The organism is Bradyrhizobium sp. Mp19, assembly GCF_029952935.1.
Classification (GTDB): Bacteria; Pseudomonadota; Alphaproteobacteria; order Rhizobiales; family Xanthobacteraceae; genus Bradyrhizobium; species Bradyrhizobium elkanii.
In genome coordinates this window covers 125,346-142,447 of record NZ_JASAUT010000016.1, presented here as the reverse complement: position 1 = coordinate 142,447, position 17,102 = coordinate 125,346, and the positions used below count along the sequence as shown (strand labels likewise).

Genomic DNA, 17,102 nt, shown 5'->3' with positions numbered 1-17,102 from the left:
GCTGCTGACGGTCCTCAATGCCATGATGCGAGACCGAAAGCCCTACCTGCAGACCAAACCAACATAACAGTTGCCGGTTGCCCGCAGCGCGGCCACCGCACCAGAAACCGCACCAGATGCGTGCTCTTTTCGTTCGTGCGCAAGTTCGCGCACCGAAATCGTTCACGACGCCGGAGGGTGTGTCAGGAGTTCGTGTCAGAGACGCTCGTCGCTCATCTGGTTGCAGATTCGAGTCCCGCCGGGCCCGCCAGCAAATCAACTTTGTCGGGTGGTGTCCCTTCATCGCCCATGGGATCATCGCACCCGAAACGCCTCACGCCTTCGCGGTGACCATTCTCCACAGCACCTCGGTCAGCACGGCGTAGCCCTTGTCGAGGGCCGCGGGCGCCGTGAACTCGCGCGGATTGTGGCTGAGCCCGCCCTGGCTCGGGACGAAGATCAACGAGGACGGAACAGATTTCTGGATCGCCAGCGCGTCGTGGCCGGTAATGGTCTTGAGCGTCATGGCCTTGAAACCGAGATCCGCGGCGGCAGAAAGGACCAGTGCCACGCCGCCGGGATCGAGCACGGTCCCCGCTCGCCTCTCGTCGGCTACGATCGAGAGACCAACGCCAATCTCGCCCGACTCACGCTCAATTCGCCTCAGAAAGCGGTCGCTGATCGCTGAGACCACGGCTTCGTCCTCATGCCGGACCTCGAACCAGACCCGAACACGGCCCGCCACGACATTCGGCGAGTTGGGATAAACGCTGATGCGCGCCGCGGAGGCATGGGCGCCCGCTGTCTCGCTCGCGATCTCCTGGTACAGCGCCTCGATCGCCCGGGCCGCTGCGCGCAGGGCGTCGCGGCGGAGCGCCATCGGCATCGGTCCGGTGTGCGAGTAGTCGCCTTCGAACATCACCGATATCTTGCGCGTCATCCACGCGCCGGACACTGCGGCAATGTCGGCGGCCGCCCGCTCCAGGCGATCGCCCTGCTCCACATGCAGCTCGACATAGCGCACCGGATTGTGTTCGAGCGGCGTCGTCCCGCAATAGCCGATCGCGGACAGCGCCTCGCCCAGGGTGACGCCCTCTGCGTCGCTGCACCTATATGCATCCTTCAGGCTCAGGGCGCCGGCGAAAACCGAGCTGCCGGTCAGGCTGGGCTGGAAGCGGGCACCCTCCTCGTTGGTCCAGTTCACGACGGCGAGGTTGCGTCGCGCGGCGCCGGGATTGGCACGGCAACGCTCCCTGACGGCCTCGACCGCAAGGATCCCGGCGAGCACGCCGAAGACCCCGTCATATCGTCCTCCCGTCGGCTGGGAATCGAGGTGCGAGCCGGTCATGACGACGTCCGTGGACGCCGGCGCCAGCATCGCCACGCCAAACAGATTGCCGATCGCATCGATCCTCGGAACAAGGCCGCGATCGGCGATCTCGTGCAAGAAGAGGTCCCTCGCCTCCTTGTCGCGCGCCGTTCCAGCCAGCCGACACACGCCACCGTCGTCGGTCGCACCGATCCTGGCAAAGCGCGCGATGAGGTCATGCAATGCGGTCATGTCTGCTCCAGCGATGCGATCCAGTTCCTCAGCTCGGTCTGCCGGCAATCATGGCTCAGAATGTCGCGGTGAAGTGCCAATTTCCAGGCGAGATCGCCACGCCGTTCGTCCACGTCGAGCGCCGAGAGGTCGGCGGTATAGCGCGCGAGCGCGTCCAGATCGGCAAAGAAACCCTCGTCAACCAGGAGCTGTCCGTAGCGCCGGATGACGGCGACGACGTCGTGCAGGCGATATTCGGGATGATACTGCACGCCCCAGAATAGCCCGCGACCGAAACGGATCTCCGCCGCCTGAACCTCGCACATGGTATTCCAGGCGGTGACGGTTGCGGACTGCGGAAGGCGGGTGACGATATCGCTGTGGATGGCCGGCGCATCGAAAACCGCCGCACGACCAGCATGCATGGGATGAGCGCGGCCTTCAGCCGTCAGCATAATCCTTCGCGCGAATCCGACCTCGCGTCCCGCCGGGTTGAGACCGACCTCGCCGCCCGCCGCGACCGTCGCGAGCTGCAAGCCCCAGCACGAGCCGAACATTGGCACGCCGCGAACGAAGATCTCGCGCACGAGGTCGATCTGCCGCAGCGCTTCGACCTCCCGCTGGTAGATATTGAGGGTCGATCCCGTGATCGCGATGCCGTGGTAAGCTTCGAGCGGTTGCGGCAGCGCGAAGCTCGCATCCGCCGGCGTCGCGATGTCGACGACGACGCGAGGTGCAAGCGACCGCAGGACCGCCGCATAGCTCTCCGCAGGCATTGCGCCCACCGTCTCGGCGATCCGTCGCCGGCCGGCCAGAGTATTGCCCTCGAGAACGAGCAGCCTCAGCACGGCTCAGCTTCCAAGATCGCCTCGAATGGCGGCCAGCGTCAGCTGCTTGAACTCGGGCTCGGTCAACGGCCGCGGATTGGCACCCGCCGTCGGATCCTTGACGGCATCCGCCGCGATCGTTCCGGCATCGGTCTCCTTCACCCCGAGCTCGGCGAGCGTATGCGGCACGCCGAGCTTCTTGCGGAAGGCCAGCAGCCAGGACAGCACGGCATGGAAGTCTTGGCCCGGCAGGTTGAGCGCGCGGGCAATATGCGGAATCTTGTCGGCGATCGCAGCCTTGTTGCAGACCAGGACATAAGGGAAGACCACACCATTGGTCAGCCCGTGATGAGTATCGTATCGGGCGCCGACCGGATGGGATATCGAGTGGATCGCGCCCAACCCCTTCTGGAACGCAGTGGCTCCCATCGAGGCCGCAGCGAACATGTAGGCGCGCGCTTCGAGGTCGCGACCGTTCTCGACCGCACGCGGCAGATAGCTGTCGACGATCTTCATCCCCTCCAGCGCGATGCCGTCGGCAAGCGGGTGAAATGCCTTGACGCAGTAGGCCTCGAAGCAGTGCGACAGCGCATCCATGCCGGTTGCCATGGTGAGAAACGGCGAGAGACCGACCGCGAGCTCGGGATCCTCAATTGCGATCCTGGGCATCATCATGGGATGGAAAATGATCTTCTTCTCATGGGTATCCTCACGGGTGATCACGCCGGCGCGGCCGACCTCGGACCCCGTGCCTGCCGTCGTCGGCACCGCAATGATCGGCGCGATGCCCTCAGTGTTGGCGCGCGTCCACCAATCGCCGACGTCCTCGAAATCCCAGACCGGCCGCGACTGCGCCACCATGAAGGCCACACATTTTCCGACGTCCAGCGCCGAACCTCCACCCACCGCAATCACGCCGTCATGACCGCCGGCCTTGAAGGCTTCGACGCCGGCCGTCAGGTTGGTTTCGGTCGGATTGGCCTTCACGTCGGAAAACACGGCGAGCGGAATGCCGGACTCGCGCACGCGGTCGACGATGCCGGCGATGAGATCGGTCTTGGCGAGCCCGTGATCGGTAACCAGGAGCGGCCTGGTGAGGCCGTTGGTCCTGCACGCCTCGGGAAGCTCGGCAATGCGGCCCGCGCCGGTGACGACGCGCGTCGGAAAATTCCAGGCGCCGGTGATCTGAACGTCCATGTGCTGCTCTCAGTGCTCGATGCGAAGGTGGAATGATTTGGGTCTCGTCAGCGCCTCGAAGCCGAGGCGCGACATGGCGGCACCACGTCCGGTGTCCTTGACGCCGGTCCATGCCAAAGCGGGATCGACATAATCGCAGCGGTTCATGAATATGGTACCCGTTGCGATACCGTCACCGATGCGTTCCGCTGCGGCGGCGTCCTCGGTCCAGACCGATGCAGTCAGGCCATACGGGCTGTCGTTCATCAGGCCAATCGCCTCCTGATCGGAGGAGACCTTCATGAGGCCGACCACGGGCCCGAAACTCTCCTCCATCATCACCTGCATGGAGTGATCGACGCCGACCAGGACCTGAGGCATCAGATAGGCGGTACCGACCTTGTCCGCCGGAAACCGGGCCGGATCGATCAGGGGCCGCGCGCCTTTTGCCACGGCCTCGCCGATATGGGCGCGGACGGTATCGGCAAAGCGTGTCGCCGCCATCGGGCCGAGCGTTGTGTCCTGCGACAGCGGATTGCCGAGCCGGTAGCGCGCGGTCAGGCCGGCAAAGGCGTCGACAAAGGAGTCATAGATGCGCTCATGCACGTAAATCCGCTCGATGCCACAGCAGCACTGGCCAGAATTGTAGAAGGCGCCGTCCACGAGCTGCTCGACCGCGAAATCGAAATCGGCGTCCGGCCGCACATAGGCCGGATCCTTTCCGCCGAGCTCCAGCCCAAGGCTGATGAATGTCCCGGCTGCTGCCCGTTCGACCGCCCGGCCGCCGGCGACCGAGCCGGTGAAGTTCACGTGGTCGACCGAGCGCGATGAGATCAACTCCCTGGTCATGCCATGGTCGAGCGTGAGCGTCCTGAACAAGCCCCTGGGCAGGCCAACCCGGTCCAGTGCCGCCTGGAAGCGCTCGCCGACCAGCAGGGTCTGCGCGGCATGCTTCAGGATCACGGCGTTGCCGGCCAGCAGCGCCGGCACGATGGTGTTGGCCGCGGTGAGATAGGGATAGTTCCAGGGCGCGATCACCAGCACGATGCCGGCAGGAACGCGCTTGATCATGCGGCGGAAGCCGGGCTGCCCGGTCGGCACGATCGGCGCCAGCGCTTCATCGCTGAGCTCGACCAGCACGCGGACGCGCTCCTCTAGGCTGCGCAGTTCGCCGCCATGGCGCACCGGCCGGCCCATCTGCATCGCGAGCTCCGGAACGACCTCGTCGTTCTGCGCCCGCATCTCGTGCAGGAAGGCGAGCATCATGGCCTTGCGCTCGGCGAGCGGCACCCTTGACCATTCCTGCTGCGCTTTCCGCGCTTGCGCGAGAGCCGCTGCGACCTCAGCACCGGTTGCGACGGGCCGCCGCGCAACCTCGTTGCCGTCGACCGGAGAAATGCAGACGATATCGTTCACGTGATGTCACTCGTCTTCGAAGCAGGATCGGTCTCAGATGATCTCGAAGTAGCGCGCGAGCTCCCAGTCGGTGATGGCCTTGCGAAACTCGCGCTCCTCCCACTGCCGCGTCATCGCGTAGTGATCGACGAAGACGTCGCCGAACAGGTTGCGCGCCGCCTGCGAAGCGACCAGCCGATAAGCCGCTTCCGACAGTGTACGCGGAAACGCGCGCTCGGGCGGATGCTTGCGGTCATAGGCATTGCCGGTGATCGGCTCGTCCGGTTCGATCCGGTGCTCGATTCCCCAGAGGCCCGATCCAAGCGCAGCCGCGATCGCGAGATACGGATTGATGTCGGCGGCGGCGACGCGGTACTCGACGCGCTGGCTCGACGGCTTGCTGGGAATGACGCGCAACGCACAGGTCCGGTTCTCGATCCCCCAGGTCGCGTCGGTCGGCGCCCAGAAGCCGGGGATCAGGCGCGAGTAGCTGTTCACGGTCGAGGCAACCATCGCAAGCAGCTCCGGCAGCAGCGCCTGCTGGCCGCCGACGAACCAGCGCATGATGTCGGACATGTCGCCGGGTCTGCCGCCCTGGTGAAAGACCGGCTTGCCGTCCCGGTCGCGCAGCGACAGATGCAGGTGCCCGGATTGCCCGGGATAGGCGTTCGACCACTTGGCCATGAAGGTGAGCATCTTGCCCTGACGCTCGGCCCAGACCTTGGAGAAGGTCTTGAACAGCACGGCGCGGTCGGCAGCGGCGAGCGCATCGGTGTATTGGATAGCGGCCTCCAGCACGCCGGGTCCGGTCTCGGTGTGCAGGCCTTCGACCGGCATGTCCATCTCGTTGCAGAGCTTGAGCAGCGAGCGATGAAATTCCGACTCGACGGAGGCGCGCAGCATGGAATAGCCGAACCAGCCCGGCGTGAGATTCTTCAGGCCGCGAAAGCCCTTCTCGCGCACGCTGTGCGGTGTCTCGTCGAACACGAAGAACTCGAACTCCGCGGCCACGGACGGCGAGAACCCCATGGCTTCGGCGCGATCGATGACGCGGCGCAGCAGCCGGCGCGGACACAGCCCGGCCGCGGCGCCCTCGAACTCGCCGAGGAAGAACAGCATGTTCTCTTCCGTCGGCACATCGCGGCAGGTCGAAGGATCGATGCGCGCGGTCGCGTCGGGAAAGGCCGTATGCCAGCCGGTGAACGCACCATTGTCGTACATCTGGTCGTTGGAGTCCCAGCCGAACACGATGTCGCAGAAGCTGAAGCCCGCCTCAAGCGCACCGACGAACTTGTCGCGCGCGAGATATTTTCCGCGAATGACACCGTCGAGATCGACGATGCCGAGCTTGACGTGGGACAAGCCCCGCTCCTCGACAAGAGCCTTCGCCTCGGCGGCGGTTTTTATGCTTCTTGCATCCATGGTGATCAAATCTTCGGCTTTGGTGACATCGCGGGCTATCGGCGATCGCGTCAGGACGCCGCGATCTCGCGCAACTCCTCGTCGCAAGCGGTGATGAATATGTCGGCGTGGTCCTTGCCGAAGCACAGCGGCGGACGAATCTTGAGCGTATTGCCGAAGGGACCCGCAGCACCGATCAGGATGCCGCGCTGGCGCAGGCGGTTGATCAGCAGGCTCGCATGCTCCGCCGCGGGCTCCTTGCTGTCGCGGTCGCGCACCAGCTCGAGCCCGATGAACAGGCCGGCGCCACGAACGTCTCCGATGGTCATGTGGCGATTGCCGATCTCACGCAATCCATCCATCAGTTGACGGCCGGCCTCGAGCGCATTCTGCATCAGGCCCTCGTCCTCGATGACGTCGAGCACGGCAAGGCCTGCGGCCGCGGCCACCGGGTTGCCGCCGAAGGTGTTGAAGTACTTCACCTCCGCGGCGAAGCCATCGAGCAGCGCGGCGCGCATGGCGACGCCGCCCATCGGAAAGCCGTTGCCCATGGGCTTGCCCATCGTGACGATGTCGGGGACGACGCCATGGCGCGCGAAGCCCCACATCGCCGCCCCGGTTCGTCCGAAGCCGGGCTGCACCTCGTCGGCGATGAACAGTCCCTGACGGTCGTGGACGAGCTTCACGGTGGGTGCCAGGAAGCCGGCAGGGTCGGCATAGATACCGTCGCTCGAAAAGATCGTGTCGACCAGCAGCGCGGCAAAGCCGAAGCCGCCGCGCTCAAGATCGGTGATCGCTGCGGCAACGCTCTCAGCGAAGCGCTGGCCAGGATCGCCGACCGGATTGCGATACATCTCGGGTGCGGGAACGGCGCGCACGTGGGGCGGCAGCGGCTGACCGGGACGCGAGGACGGCGAGACATCGGTCACGGCTGTGCTGTTGCCGTGGTAGGCGGTCTCCGTGACGATGAAGCCCGTCCGCCCGGTCGCCACTTTCGCAACCCGCAGCGCCAGGTCATTCGCCTCGCTGCCGGTGCAAGTCAGAACCAGATGATTGATCCCGCGCGGAAACGTCGCAAGGAGACGCTCGGCATAGCCATCGACGACGTCGTTGAGATAGCGTGTGTGCGTGCTGAGCAGGCCGGCCTGACGGCTGATCGCTTCGACGACGCGCGGATGCGAATGCCCGACCGACGGGACGTTGTTGTAGAGGTCGAGATAGCGCCGGCCATCGACGTCGAACATGTAGACGCCTTCAGCGCGCGCCATCCGGATCGGCTCCTGATAGAACAGGACCGAGGCCTTTCCGAAGGAACGCAGGCGCCGTTGCACCGCCTCGCCGAGCGCCGGGTCGATTGACGACACCCGGCCCTGATCGAAGGCGTTCAACGCCAGAATCTCTTTTTCCTGCTGCATCGCCCGCCTTCCCTTTGGCCCGCGGCCTGCGCGGACCAAAGCCGTCCCCTGCAGCGATCATGCCCCAGCCGTTCCGCTACGACCTTGGATCCATGTGCAAATTCCCACAATTGAAAAGCGGATTGCAGGCACAAGACATCAGAACGTCAGGCATGCGCTCCGCATTCCAAAAACATATTCCATATGTTTCAGTATCTTATGCGATCACTGCGATCCCTTTGCGAAGAGCATAGGCAGCGCGGCGCCCAAAAAATGGGGAATATGCCACATAATTGGTGTGGACTCACAACATCGCTTGAGGAACGATCATGAGGCGGACGCTGGAGAGGTTTGCAGCCGGAGAGACAGCGGAATGACTAATGACGCCCCTGCTGCGGCCGACAAGCGGCCACGAAAGGCCGACGGCGACCGCCTCTCGAAGCTCGCGCGCCACAAGCACATCATCTCGCAACTCACCGCCGCGCCGACGCTGCGGGCTTCCGAGCTCGCCGCCGTGCTCGGCGTCTCCGGCGAGACCATCCGGCGCGATCTGATGGAGCTTCAACAGCAGAAGCTTATCAACCGCACATATGGCGGGGCGTCCCGTCCCTTCGCACTCGAGCCGGCGCTGACCGATCGCAAGGCGATCATGATCGCCGAGCGCGAGGCAATGGCCGCGATGATCGTCGACCTCATCCTGCCGAACGAGGTACTGATGCTCGGCGCCGGCGCGACCACGTTTCACATCGCAAGACGGCTGGCCTCACGCGCGCACGATATCACCGTGATCACCCATGATTACGCCATCGCGGCCGCGCTGGCCGTCAATCCGTCGATCCGCGTGCTCTGCTGTCCCGGCCGCTATCACCCCACCGAAGGCTATGTGTTCGGCACGCAGACGATCGCGAACATCAACAGCTATGAGGCCAACCGCGCCATCGTGAGCGCGACCGGCATCAGCGCGCGCGGTGCGAACGATGCCGACGACGAGGCCGGCGCCATCTATGGCGCCATGGCCAAGCGCGCCGCGGAGGCCATCCTGGTGGCCGATCACAGCAAGTTCGACCAGCGTGCGCTCACCGTGTTCGCACATTGGACCGATATCGATCGTCTGGTTACCGATCGGCAACCAGAGGGAGCTCTGGCAACCGCTCTCCGTGCGGCCGGAACGGAGATCATTGTTGCGCAACCCTGAGAAAGGCCCAGCCATGGCACGCCTGACATCTGTTGCTTCCTGCGAGGACCACACCGGCCTTCATGCTGGTAACGACAAGGACCCCGGTCCCACGCAGGATTGGCGGACTCGGATCGGACGCCTCGATCTCGAGCTGATCGGGCCGGATCACGCCTTTGCCCGCAACTGGGAGCGCGTCGCCTGCATCCACGATGCCGCCTATGTGCTGGTGTTTCCCCTGACCGGATGCGTCGCATTCAGCCAGGATAGCCGCATCGGGATCGCCCGTCCCGGCGAATATGTCCTGCTCAGCGAGCTCGCCTTTTACGAATTGTCGTCCGACAAGACCGCGCGCTTCCTGATGCTGCGCATTCCGGCCGCCGAGCTGCGCGGCCGGCTGGTCTCGGTTGAAGATCACATCAGCCGGCGCTTCAAGCCGAACGAACAGATGACGCACCTGCTCGCGGGCATGATCCGCAGCGTGGCCGAGCTGTTCGTCGCCTCGCCGCCGCCGAACCCCCAGGCGCTAGCGACCGAAATGATCAGCTTCGTCGCGCTGACGATCGGATCAGAGGATCGCGGCGCGGCAACCGATGTACGCAACGCGCGTTATCATTTGCGCCGCCGGATCGTAGACTTCATCGAGAGCCATCTCGGCGACCAGTCGCTGTCGCCGAAGAAGATCGCGGCTTCGAGCCGCATCTCGCTCAGCTATCTCTACAGCCTGTTCAACGACAACGAGACCACGGTCAGCCAGTTCGTTCAGACCAAGCGGCTGCAGCGGGCGTATGAGATCCTGGTCGCCGACCCGAAGGGCCGGCGGACCGTCTCGGAGGTCGCCTACGAGGTCGGCTTCAAGAACGTATCGCATTTCTCGCGCTGCTTCAGCCGGCACTTCAAGGTGGCGCCGCGCGACGTTCGCCAGACGCCGGTGGCGCCGCCGCAGCCGGCCGCAAGCGCGCGCTCGCCGCAGCCGAAGAGCCCTGCTGCCCGGGTGGCGCCGCGCAACGGATACGGCTCCCCCTATTGGGAGATCGACAAGCAGCCGGTCCACGAGACGGCGTAGCGCCCCATCCTAAGGCAAGGCGTCGAGCGTCCCGCGACGCCGGCGCGCCTCCCGCCCGGAGCGATCATTGGACGACATTCAAGACAGATTATCCGCAAGCGAGCTCGCCTCGTTCTTCAACGAACTTGCCGACGTCGCCGGTAGGATCGCCGTGACGCACTTCCGCTCCAGCGTCGACTTCGAACGCAAGCAGGATCTGACGCCGGTCACCGTCGCCGATCGTGCGATCGAGATGGAGCTGCGGCGACTGATCGGCGCGCGCTTCCCCGATCACGGCATCCTCGGCGAGGAGACGGGATCGACTGCCGGGGACCGCTACACCTGGTATCTCGATCCGATCGACGGAACGAAGAGCTTCATCTCCGGCATGCCACTGTTCGGCACGCTCGTCGCGCTCGCCGACGAGAAAGACGGCTCGGTCGCCGCCGGCATGATCGATATGCCCGCACTGGCGGAGCGGTGGTACGGCACCCGGCAAGGCACCACCTTCAACGGCAAGCAGGCAAAAGTGAGCCGCACGACGCGACTGGAAGACGCACAGATCTACACGTCATCGCCGGACTTCTTCACGCCGGGCGACTGGGCTCGCTACGACGCGCTGAGCCAGAAAGCCATGTTCCGGCGATTTGGCGGCGACTGCTACCAATATGGCCTGCTCGCATCCGGCCACTGCGATCTCGTGGTCGAAACCTCCCTCAAGTCGTTCGACTTCATGGCGCTGATTCCGGTGGTCGAGGGCGCCGGCGGCATCGTCCGCGACTGGCAGGGGCAACCGCTGTCGCCGGACTCCGATGGCCGGGTCATCGCGGCTGCGAACGGCAGCCTGCTCGAGCAGGCACTCGCGATCCTCGATCAATAGTTTGCGGAAACCATCCTGCGGCGCGGCTCAGACGAGCCGCAACCAGCCGTCCCAGCGGGGATCGTACATCACGTCACGGGCGCGCATGTATTTCCAGACGCCGTACTTCTGATAGTCGAAATCCCAGTCCTTGAGCTTCCGGTTCACGACCGCCCATGACGCCCATTTCATGTCGGCGAGCGCCCGGTTGAGGATCACGCGCGCGACCATCTGCGGCCGCACCTCGCCCAGATATTGCTCGATCAGGGCCTCCGTCAGATGCTCGTCGAAGAACATCTCGGCGAACAGGACGCCGAGCTCATAGCTACGCTCGTTGTTGGAAGCGAACTCGTAGTCGATCAGCTTCATCGGCTTTGGGGCGCCTGATTCCGCCGAGATCAGGAAATTGCCCGGCATCGGATCGTTGAAGCACGGCACAAGATCGAGACCCGACGCCAGGAACGCCGACTTGGCCTGATTGTAGCGATGCATCAGCCAGGGCATGTCCTGCGGGAAATGCGCGCCGAGCTCCCTGCCCTGCTCGATATGTTCCTCGATCATGTCGAAGATGGTCTTGGTCTGCCCGAGCTTCGGGCCGGCATGCAGGCGGCGGTAAAGGTCGAGAACGTCGGCCTGGATGGTGGCATCGCCGAAATCGGCATTGGTGCAGGCGCGATAGCCTTCGAGGAACTCGCTGATCTCGAGCCCGTCCGCGGCGTCGAAAAAGATCACCTCGGGCGCAACGCCCATGGCGTGGGCGTTGCGCGCAGCCTCGTTGGCGGTCACGCGATCGATGAACATCTCCGAGCCCTCGCCGGGCACCTTGATGAAGTAGCGCCGTCCATCGCCGGATATCTCGACCAGCCAGTTCTGATTCATGAGGCCGCCGACCAGCGGGGTATAGGCCGCCCCCTTGCCGTGCCATTGCGGCACGCGGGCGATCGCCGCCTCGACATTGCACTCGTGGACTGTCGCTCCCTCGCCGAGCTTCCTGCGGACAGTCATGCGATCCTCCGAAGCATCTCGCCAAAGCGCGGCTCCCGGACCGTCATGCGGCAACGCACGAAGCGCCAGCTGGCGAACTTGTAAAACTCAAAGGTGTTGCGCGCCGACCGCGCGGCGAGCACGGCGCCGATCAGGCCCCAGCGCAGATCATCCGCCATGCCGTAGATGCGGGCGCGGCTGAATGCGCGCTCGTCGAATCCGCCGGCGTTGCGGCTGAAGGCCTCGCGCGCCTCCGGTTCCTGCGCGAAGGCTTCGACGAGGAAGCTGCCGAGGTCCTCCAGCGGGTCGGCCGTCGTGGCGCGATCCCAATCGATCAGGCGAACCTCGCCGGTGTCGCTGATCAGGATGTTCGAGACATTGCCATCGCCATGGATTGGCACCGGTTTGATGTCGAGTTTCCTCAAGGCATCGGCCGCAAAACGCAGCTCCTTGACCAGCCATTCCGCATCCGAGGGCAGTTGCGCCTTCGCGGCCTTTGCCGCCTCGTAGAAATGCTCGATCTCGTCGAAGACTCCCATGCGCCGCGGCAGAGGCGCCCCTGCTTGGAACAGGCGCCGCGCCGCGATGACCGCGTCGACGATCTTCGGCTCCAGCATCCGCTCCAGCGTGCCGACCCGCCAGCCACGGTTGAGATCCTCCATGACCAGAAGTCCCGCGTCCGGATCCGCCGCAAGCACCTTGGGACCGATACCGAGATCGGATGCGCGCCGGGCCGCTTCGAACGCGCAGGCAACGTCGATGTAGAGCTTGGCATCCACATCCATGCTCTTGATGAAGATGCTCTCGCCGCTTCCATTCCTGGTGGCGCGCCAGGGAGCGCCGTCGACCCCGCGCCAACTTGGCGAGGCGAGGACCGGAATGGCGGGCTCGATCACGATATCGCCCGTCCCCCATCCCGGGAGCCCGGCAATGTAGTTCCGGACCGTGGCGATTTGCGTTCCAGATTGGCTCATGACGACTTCTGATCTCTCGCGGGTGTCGTTCGGCCCGCTTCTCGCGGGCCTCCCGGTTTGATGACAAATTCGATCAAGACAGATGCAAAAGGGATGCCTCGCACTCCACCAAATCATGCCCTTGCGGCAGCGGCACTACCCCGACGGGGGCGACTTTCGCTATCCGGACACTGATCCAAAACACCATTTGTCGAGGCCAAGATGTCTGCTGCGGAACTGATCGGGATGAGCCTTGCGGGGCTGACGGAGGCCTACGCATCGCGCGCATTGTCGCCGGTGGAGGTGTTGCAAACCGTGCTCGACCATGCCGAGGCGGTCAATTCCGCGATCAATGCGCTGTTCTGCTTCCGTCCGGAGCAAGCCATGGCAAGCGCGCAAGGCTCGGAAGCGCGATGGAAGGCGGGAGCGGCGCTGGGTCCGCTCGACGGCGTCCCCATGACCGTCAAGGACAGCGTCGCCATGATCGGCTGGCCCTATTTTCACGGCATCGGCGCCAACCGTGCCCTGCCGCCCTCCAACTACGATTCACCGCCGGCGATCGCGCTCCGCGAGGCCGGCGCGGTGATCTTTGCCAAGACCACGATGCCGGATTGCGGCCTGATGGCGTCGGGCATCAGTTCGCTGCACGGCGTCACCCGCAACCCCTGGGGGCTCGCCTGGAACACGGGCGGCTCGTCGGCCGGCGCGGGCGCCTCCGTCGCCGCCGGCGCCGGCTATGTTTCCGTCGGCACGGATATCGCGGGCTCGGTCCGCCTTCCGGCCGCCCATTGCGGACTGGCCGGACTGAAGCCGACCCATGGCCGCGTGCCGCATCTGCCCGCCGACACCATGCGCATGGCGGGCCCGATGGGCCGCTGCGTGGACGATATCGCGCGGCTCCTGACCGTACTGACGCGGCAGGACGAGCGCGACACCTGGAGCCTGCCCGCCGATGGCATGCGCTATCACGAGCATCTGAAGCGCGACGTGAAGGGACTGAAGATTGGCGTCCTCACCGACATGGGCTTCGGCATGAAGGCGGAGGCGGCGGTTCGCAGCGCGGTCGAAGCGGCCGCCAAGCTGCTCGCGGGCGCCGGCGCGATCGTCGAGCCGTTCACCTCTCCGCTCACCGACGACGCCTATGCGCCGATCGACCTGTTCCTCCAGGTGCGCGGCTATCTCGAATATGCATCGCTGCCGCCGCATGGCGACACCGCACGCGACATCAATCCCTACGTTCGCGCATGGTGCCTTGGTGGGGCGAAACATTCGGGCGCCGACCTCTACCGGGCGCTGGGCCAGATCGCCAAGATGAAGGCAGCGATGCTCGCGGCCTTCGAGGGCTGGGACTATGTCATCGCCCCGACGCTGCCGGTGGTGAATTTCCCGGCCGAGGAGCCCGGCGTGTCGCGCGAGATGCCGCTCGCGCACACGCTGTTCACCGCAATGTTCAACCAGACCTGCCAGCCCGCCGCCACCGTCTGCATGGCATTCGATTCCCGCCATTTGCCAATCGGCGTCCAGGTGATCGGGCACCGCTTCGACGATCTCGGCGTGCTGCAGGTGACCAAGGCGCTGGAAGACATGCGCTCGTTCGCGATGAACTGGCCGTTCAAGCCGCGCCCCTGAGCGCTCAGGCCGCAGCCTGCGCCGGCTCGCCGTCGAGGAGGTGGCAGGCGGCAAGGCGCCCCGGCGCGCGTTCGACCAGATTCGGCGTCTCCAGCCGGCAGCGGCCGAACGCCTTCGGGCAGCGCGAGGCAAAGCTGCATCCCGCCGGGATATCGATCGGGCTCGGCGGCTCGCCCTCCAGCAGGAAGTCCGCGGGGTTGAACGGCTTCTCCTCCAGCGTGGGGGCGGCCGAGAGCAATGCCTTGGTGTAGGGATGCTGGGGATCGAAGAACAGCTCGCGGTTGTCGGCGATCTCGACCATCTCACCGAGATACATCACGGCAATGCGCGTGCAGACCCTGCGCACCATTGCGAGATCATGGGAGATGAAGACATAGGTGAGGTCGTTCTTCTCCTGCAGCTTCGAGAAAAGGTCGATCAGCCTTGACTGCTCGCGTTGATCCAGCGCGGACAAGGTTTCGTCGAGGATCAGCAGCTTGGGATCGAGGATCAGGGCGCGCGCGATCGAGATGCGCTGGCGCTCGCCAGTGGAGAGCGCGTTCGGGAGCTGGTCGTAGAGCTCGGCGGCGAGACCGACTTCGGCCATCGCCGCGATGACCCGGCTGCGCAGCTCCGCGCGGGCGACATTGCCGCGGATCAGCAGGCTCTCCTCGATCATGCGGCCGACGGTGGTGCGCGGCGGCAGCGCGTTGTACGGATCCTGCAGCAGCAGCTGGAATTCGTTGCGCGCACGGATCAGCTCGCGCGGCGACAACGTCCCGAGCGACGTGCCATTGAGGACGATGCTGCCGTTGTCGGGAACCTCCAGCCAGGCCAGCAGGCGTGTGAGGGTCGACTTGCCGCAGCCGGATTCCCCGACGATGCCGAAATTCTCGCGCGGCATGATGTCGAGCGTCACGCCGCGTACTGCCTGCACGTTGCTGTAGGTATTGAACGTACCCCGCTTGCGTGCGCGATAGGTCCGAACAACGTGTTCCACCTTCATCAGGGGCAATTCGTCTTGCGCTTTGCGGCGGGCCGGCGGGCCCTCCGTGGTCGCCCACATGCGCGGCACGCTGGCAATGGCCTTGCGCGTGTAGTCGGTCTGCGGCGCGGCGAGCAGGTCGGCGAACGCCTGCTGCTCGACGAACCGGCCCTGATGGAGCACGGCCGTGCGGTCCCCGAACTGGCCGAGCGTGGGCAAGGACGACGAAAGGTAGATCGTCGCCGTCCTGTGGCGCAGGCACAGGTCGTGCAGCAGCGCCACGATCTGTGCCGCGATGGTGACATCGAGCGGCTGGGTAATGTTGTCGGCGATCAGAACGGCGGGCTCGGCGCAGATCGCATCCACGATCATCGCGCGCTGCATCATGCCGCCGGAGAATTTTGCCGGGTAGTCCCAATAGCGCTCTTTCGGCGATGGAATCCGGACCTCGCCGAGGAGCTGCACGACCCGCTCGCGACATTCGTGCGGATTCCATTCGGGCCTGACGCTGTGCAGCTTTTCCGCGATCTGGGTCCCGACCGGTACCGTCGGATCGAGCGAGCTTTGCGGCTTGGAGCCGATATAGGCGATGTCGCGGCCGATCCGCACCTCGCGCGCCCCGGCGCCGAGAATGTCGTGGCCGGCGAAGGTGACCCCTCCGGAGCGATACGCCAGACTTTGCGGCAGCCAGTTCGCCAATGCGCGGCTGAGCACGGTCTTGCCGGCGCCGCTTTCGCCATAGATGCCGAATATCTCCGACGCGTTGAGGCGGAAGGAGATGTGATCGAGGATCGGCGCGGCGCCCGGTGTTGCAGAACCGACCGTGAGGTCGTCGACCTCCAGAATGAGCGAGAGATCCATCTCAGAGACCTCCATAGATCCGGTTGCGCGCCTTCTCGAGCGCCGACCCCATCAGGTTGATCGAGGTAAGCGCGATAGCCAGGAACACGCCCGGCGTGGTCGCGATCCACCAGGCATTGATCAGGTATTTGCGGGAGTCGGCGATGATGCTGCCGAAGCTCGGCGTCGGCGGCTGGATGCCAAGCCCCAGGAAGCCGAGGATCGCTTCGAAGATCATCATGCGTGCGACGTCGAGCACGGCGACGAATGCGATCGGCGGCAGGATGTTCGGCGCGGCGAACAGAAACAGGATCCGCCAGTCCCCGGCGCCGAGCACGCGCAGGCCGCGGACATATTCCTTGCCGCGCTCGGTGACCGCGGCGCTGCGCGTCACGCGCGCGTAGAGCGGCCAGCCGGACAGCGCCAGCACGATGATGATGGTCGGCACCGTCGGCCGCGACACGCCGAGAATGGTGATCGCCAGGATGATCATCGGAATCGACAATTGGGCATCGGTGATCCGCATGATGACGGTGTCCCACCATTTGCCCTTGAAGCCGGCGAACAGGCCAAGGCCACAGCCGATGACAAAGATGAGCAGGACCGTGACGACGCCGACCAGCAGCGAATAGCGCAGGCCGATCAGGCTGCGCATCAGCATGTCGCGGCCGAGCTGATCCGTACCCAGCGGATGATCCCAGGTCCATTTGTCGCCGAGAAAGACCGGCGACATGAACTTGTCCTTCACCACCATCTTGGTCGCACTGATCGAGGACACCTCGGGATAGATGGCCGAGGCCAGCACCAGCACCATGAAGATGATGAAGCCGATCTTGAAGCTCGGCATGCGCCAGGCGGCGGCCATGATGCGGCGGTTGACCGAACGGGTTGGGGCCGCCGGTAAGGCGGGCTCCTCGGCGATGATCGTGGTGGCCGTCATGA

Annotated in this window: 14 protein-coding genes; 4 read left to right on the top strand and 10 right to left on the bottom strand. The window is 65.0% G+C overall.

All coding sequences use genetic code 11. The annotated features are described in order from the left end of the window. Positions 1 to 313: 313 nt before the first annotated feature. The 6 genes from QJT82_RS19605 to QJT82_RS19580 form a co-directional block, all read right to left on the bottom strand. Positions 314 to 1,540: a Zn-dependent hydrolase gene (locus tag QJT82_RS19605; protein WP_035631712.1), complete on the bottom strand. Its 1,227-nt coding sequence runs from the start codon at positions 1,538 to 1,540 to the stop codon at positions 314 to 316. Next, the gene (locus QJT82_RS19600; protein WP_028341160.1) at positions 1,537 to 2,367 is read right to left on the bottom strand and encodes a type 1 glutamine amidotransferase; all 831 of its coding nucleotides are present in this window, start codon (positions 2,365 to 2,367) and stop codon (positions 1,537 to 1,539) included. Before QJT82_RS19600 ends, QJT82_RS19605 begins: the two co-directional genes overlap by 4 nt. 3 nt (positions 2,368 to 2,370) lie before the next feature. Continuing rightward, positions 2,371 to 3,543, bottom strand: coding sequence for an iron-containing alcohol dehydrogenase (locus QJT82_RS19595; protein WP_028341161.1), 1,173 nt, complete (start codon positions 3,541 to 3,543; stop codon positions 2,371 to 2,373). 9 nt (positions 3,544 to 3,552) lie between these two features. Further along, positions 3,553 to 4,938: an aldehyde dehydrogenase family protein gene (locus QJT82_RS19590; RefSeq protein WP_028341162.1), complete on the bottom strand. Its 1,386-nt coding sequence runs from the start codon at positions 4,936 to 4,938 to the stop codon at positions 3,553 to 3,555. Between the two features lie 33 nt (positions 4,939 to 4,971). Next, positions 4,972 to 6,279, bottom strand: coding sequence for a glutamine synthetase (locus QJT82_RS19585; RefSeq protein ID WP_245288731.1), 1,308 nt, complete (start codon positions 6,277 to 6,279; stop codon positions 4,972 to 4,974). A gap of 110 nt (positions 6,280 to 6,389) precedes the next feature. After that, entirely contained in the window at positions 6,390 to 7,733 is a 1,344-nt protein-coding gene (locus QJT82_RS19580) for an aspartate aminotransferase family protein (RefSeq protein WP_028341164.1), read from the bottom strand. Positions 7,734 to 8,085: 352 nt separating this feature from the next. On the opposite strand from QJT82_RS19580, the gene QJT82_RS19575 reads away from it, so the two are divergent. The 3 genes from QJT82_RS19575 (at position 8,086) to QJT82_RS19565 (ending at position 10,811) form a co-directional block, all read left to right on the top strand. Next, positions 8,086 to 8,907: a DeoR/GlpR family DNA-binding transcription regulator gene (locus tag QJT82_RS19575; RefSeq protein WP_028341165.1), complete on the top strand. Its 822-nt coding sequence runs from the start codon at positions 8,086 to 8,088 to the stop codon at positions 8,905 to 8,907. A gap of 13 nt (positions 8,908 to 8,920) precedes the next feature. Beyond that, on the top strand, positions 8,921 to 9,952 hold the full coding sequence (locus tag QJT82_RS19570; RefSeq protein ID WP_028341166.1) for a helix-turn-helix domain-containing protein: 1,032 nt from the start codon (positions 8,921 to 8,923) through the stop codon (positions 9,950 to 9,952). Between the two features lie 67 nt (positions 9,953 to 10,019). Beyond that, the gene (locus QJT82_RS19565) at positions 10,020 to 10,811 is read left to right on the top strand and encodes an inositol monophosphatase family protein (protein ID WP_051447894.1); all 792 of its coding nucleotides are present in this window, start codon (positions 10,020 to 10,022) and stop codon (positions 10,809 to 10,811) included. A gap of 27 nt (positions 10,812 to 10,838) precedes the next feature. On the opposite strand, the gene QJT82_RS19560 is transcribed toward QJT82_RS19565, so the two are convergent. Both QJT82_RS19560 and QJT82_RS19555 read right to left on the bottom strand, forming a co-directional pair. Further along, complete coding sequence (locus QJT82_RS19560) at positions 10,839 to 11,795, bottom strand: choline/ethanolamine kinase family protein (RefSeq protein ID WP_028341168.1); 957 nt, start codon at positions 11,793 to 11,795, stop codon at positions 10,839 to 10,841. After that, a complete protein-coding gene (locus tag QJT82_RS19555; RefSeq protein ID WP_028341169.1) occupies positions 11,792 to 12,748 on the bottom strand; it encodes a phosphotransferase in 957 nt (318 codons plus the stop codon). The genes QJT82_RS19560 and QJT82_RS19555 overlap by 4 nt, the downstream gene beginning before the upstream one ends. A 201-nt stretch (positions 12,749 to 12,949) precedes the next feature. Here QJT82_RS19555 and QJT82_RS19550 point away from each other — a divergent pair, with 201 nt between their 5' ends. Next, positions 12,950 to 14,356 (top strand): amidase, encoded by a 1,407-nt coding sequence (locus QJT82_RS19550; protein WP_028341170.1) that lies wholly within the window; start codon positions 12,950 to 12,952, stop codon positions 14,354 to 14,356. A gap of 4 nt (positions 14,357 to 14,360) precedes the next feature. On the opposite strand, the gene QJT82_RS19545 is transcribed toward QJT82_RS19550, so the two are convergent. Together QJT82_RS19545 and QJT82_RS19540 are read right to left on the bottom strand one after the other, a co-directional pair. Next, on the bottom strand, positions 14,361 to 16,181 hold the full coding sequence (locus tag QJT82_RS19545; protein ID WP_028341171.1) for an ABC transporter ATP-binding protein: 1,821 nt from the start codon (positions 16,179 to 16,181) through the stop codon (positions 14,361 to 14,363). 1 nt (position 16,182) lies between these two features. Next, positions 16,183 to 17,100, bottom strand: coding sequence for an ABC transporter permease (locus tag QJT82_RS19540; protein ID WP_028341172.1), 918 nt, complete (start codon positions 17,098 to 17,100; stop codon positions 16,183 to 16,185). Positions 17,101 to 17,102 lie beyond the last annotated feature (2 nt).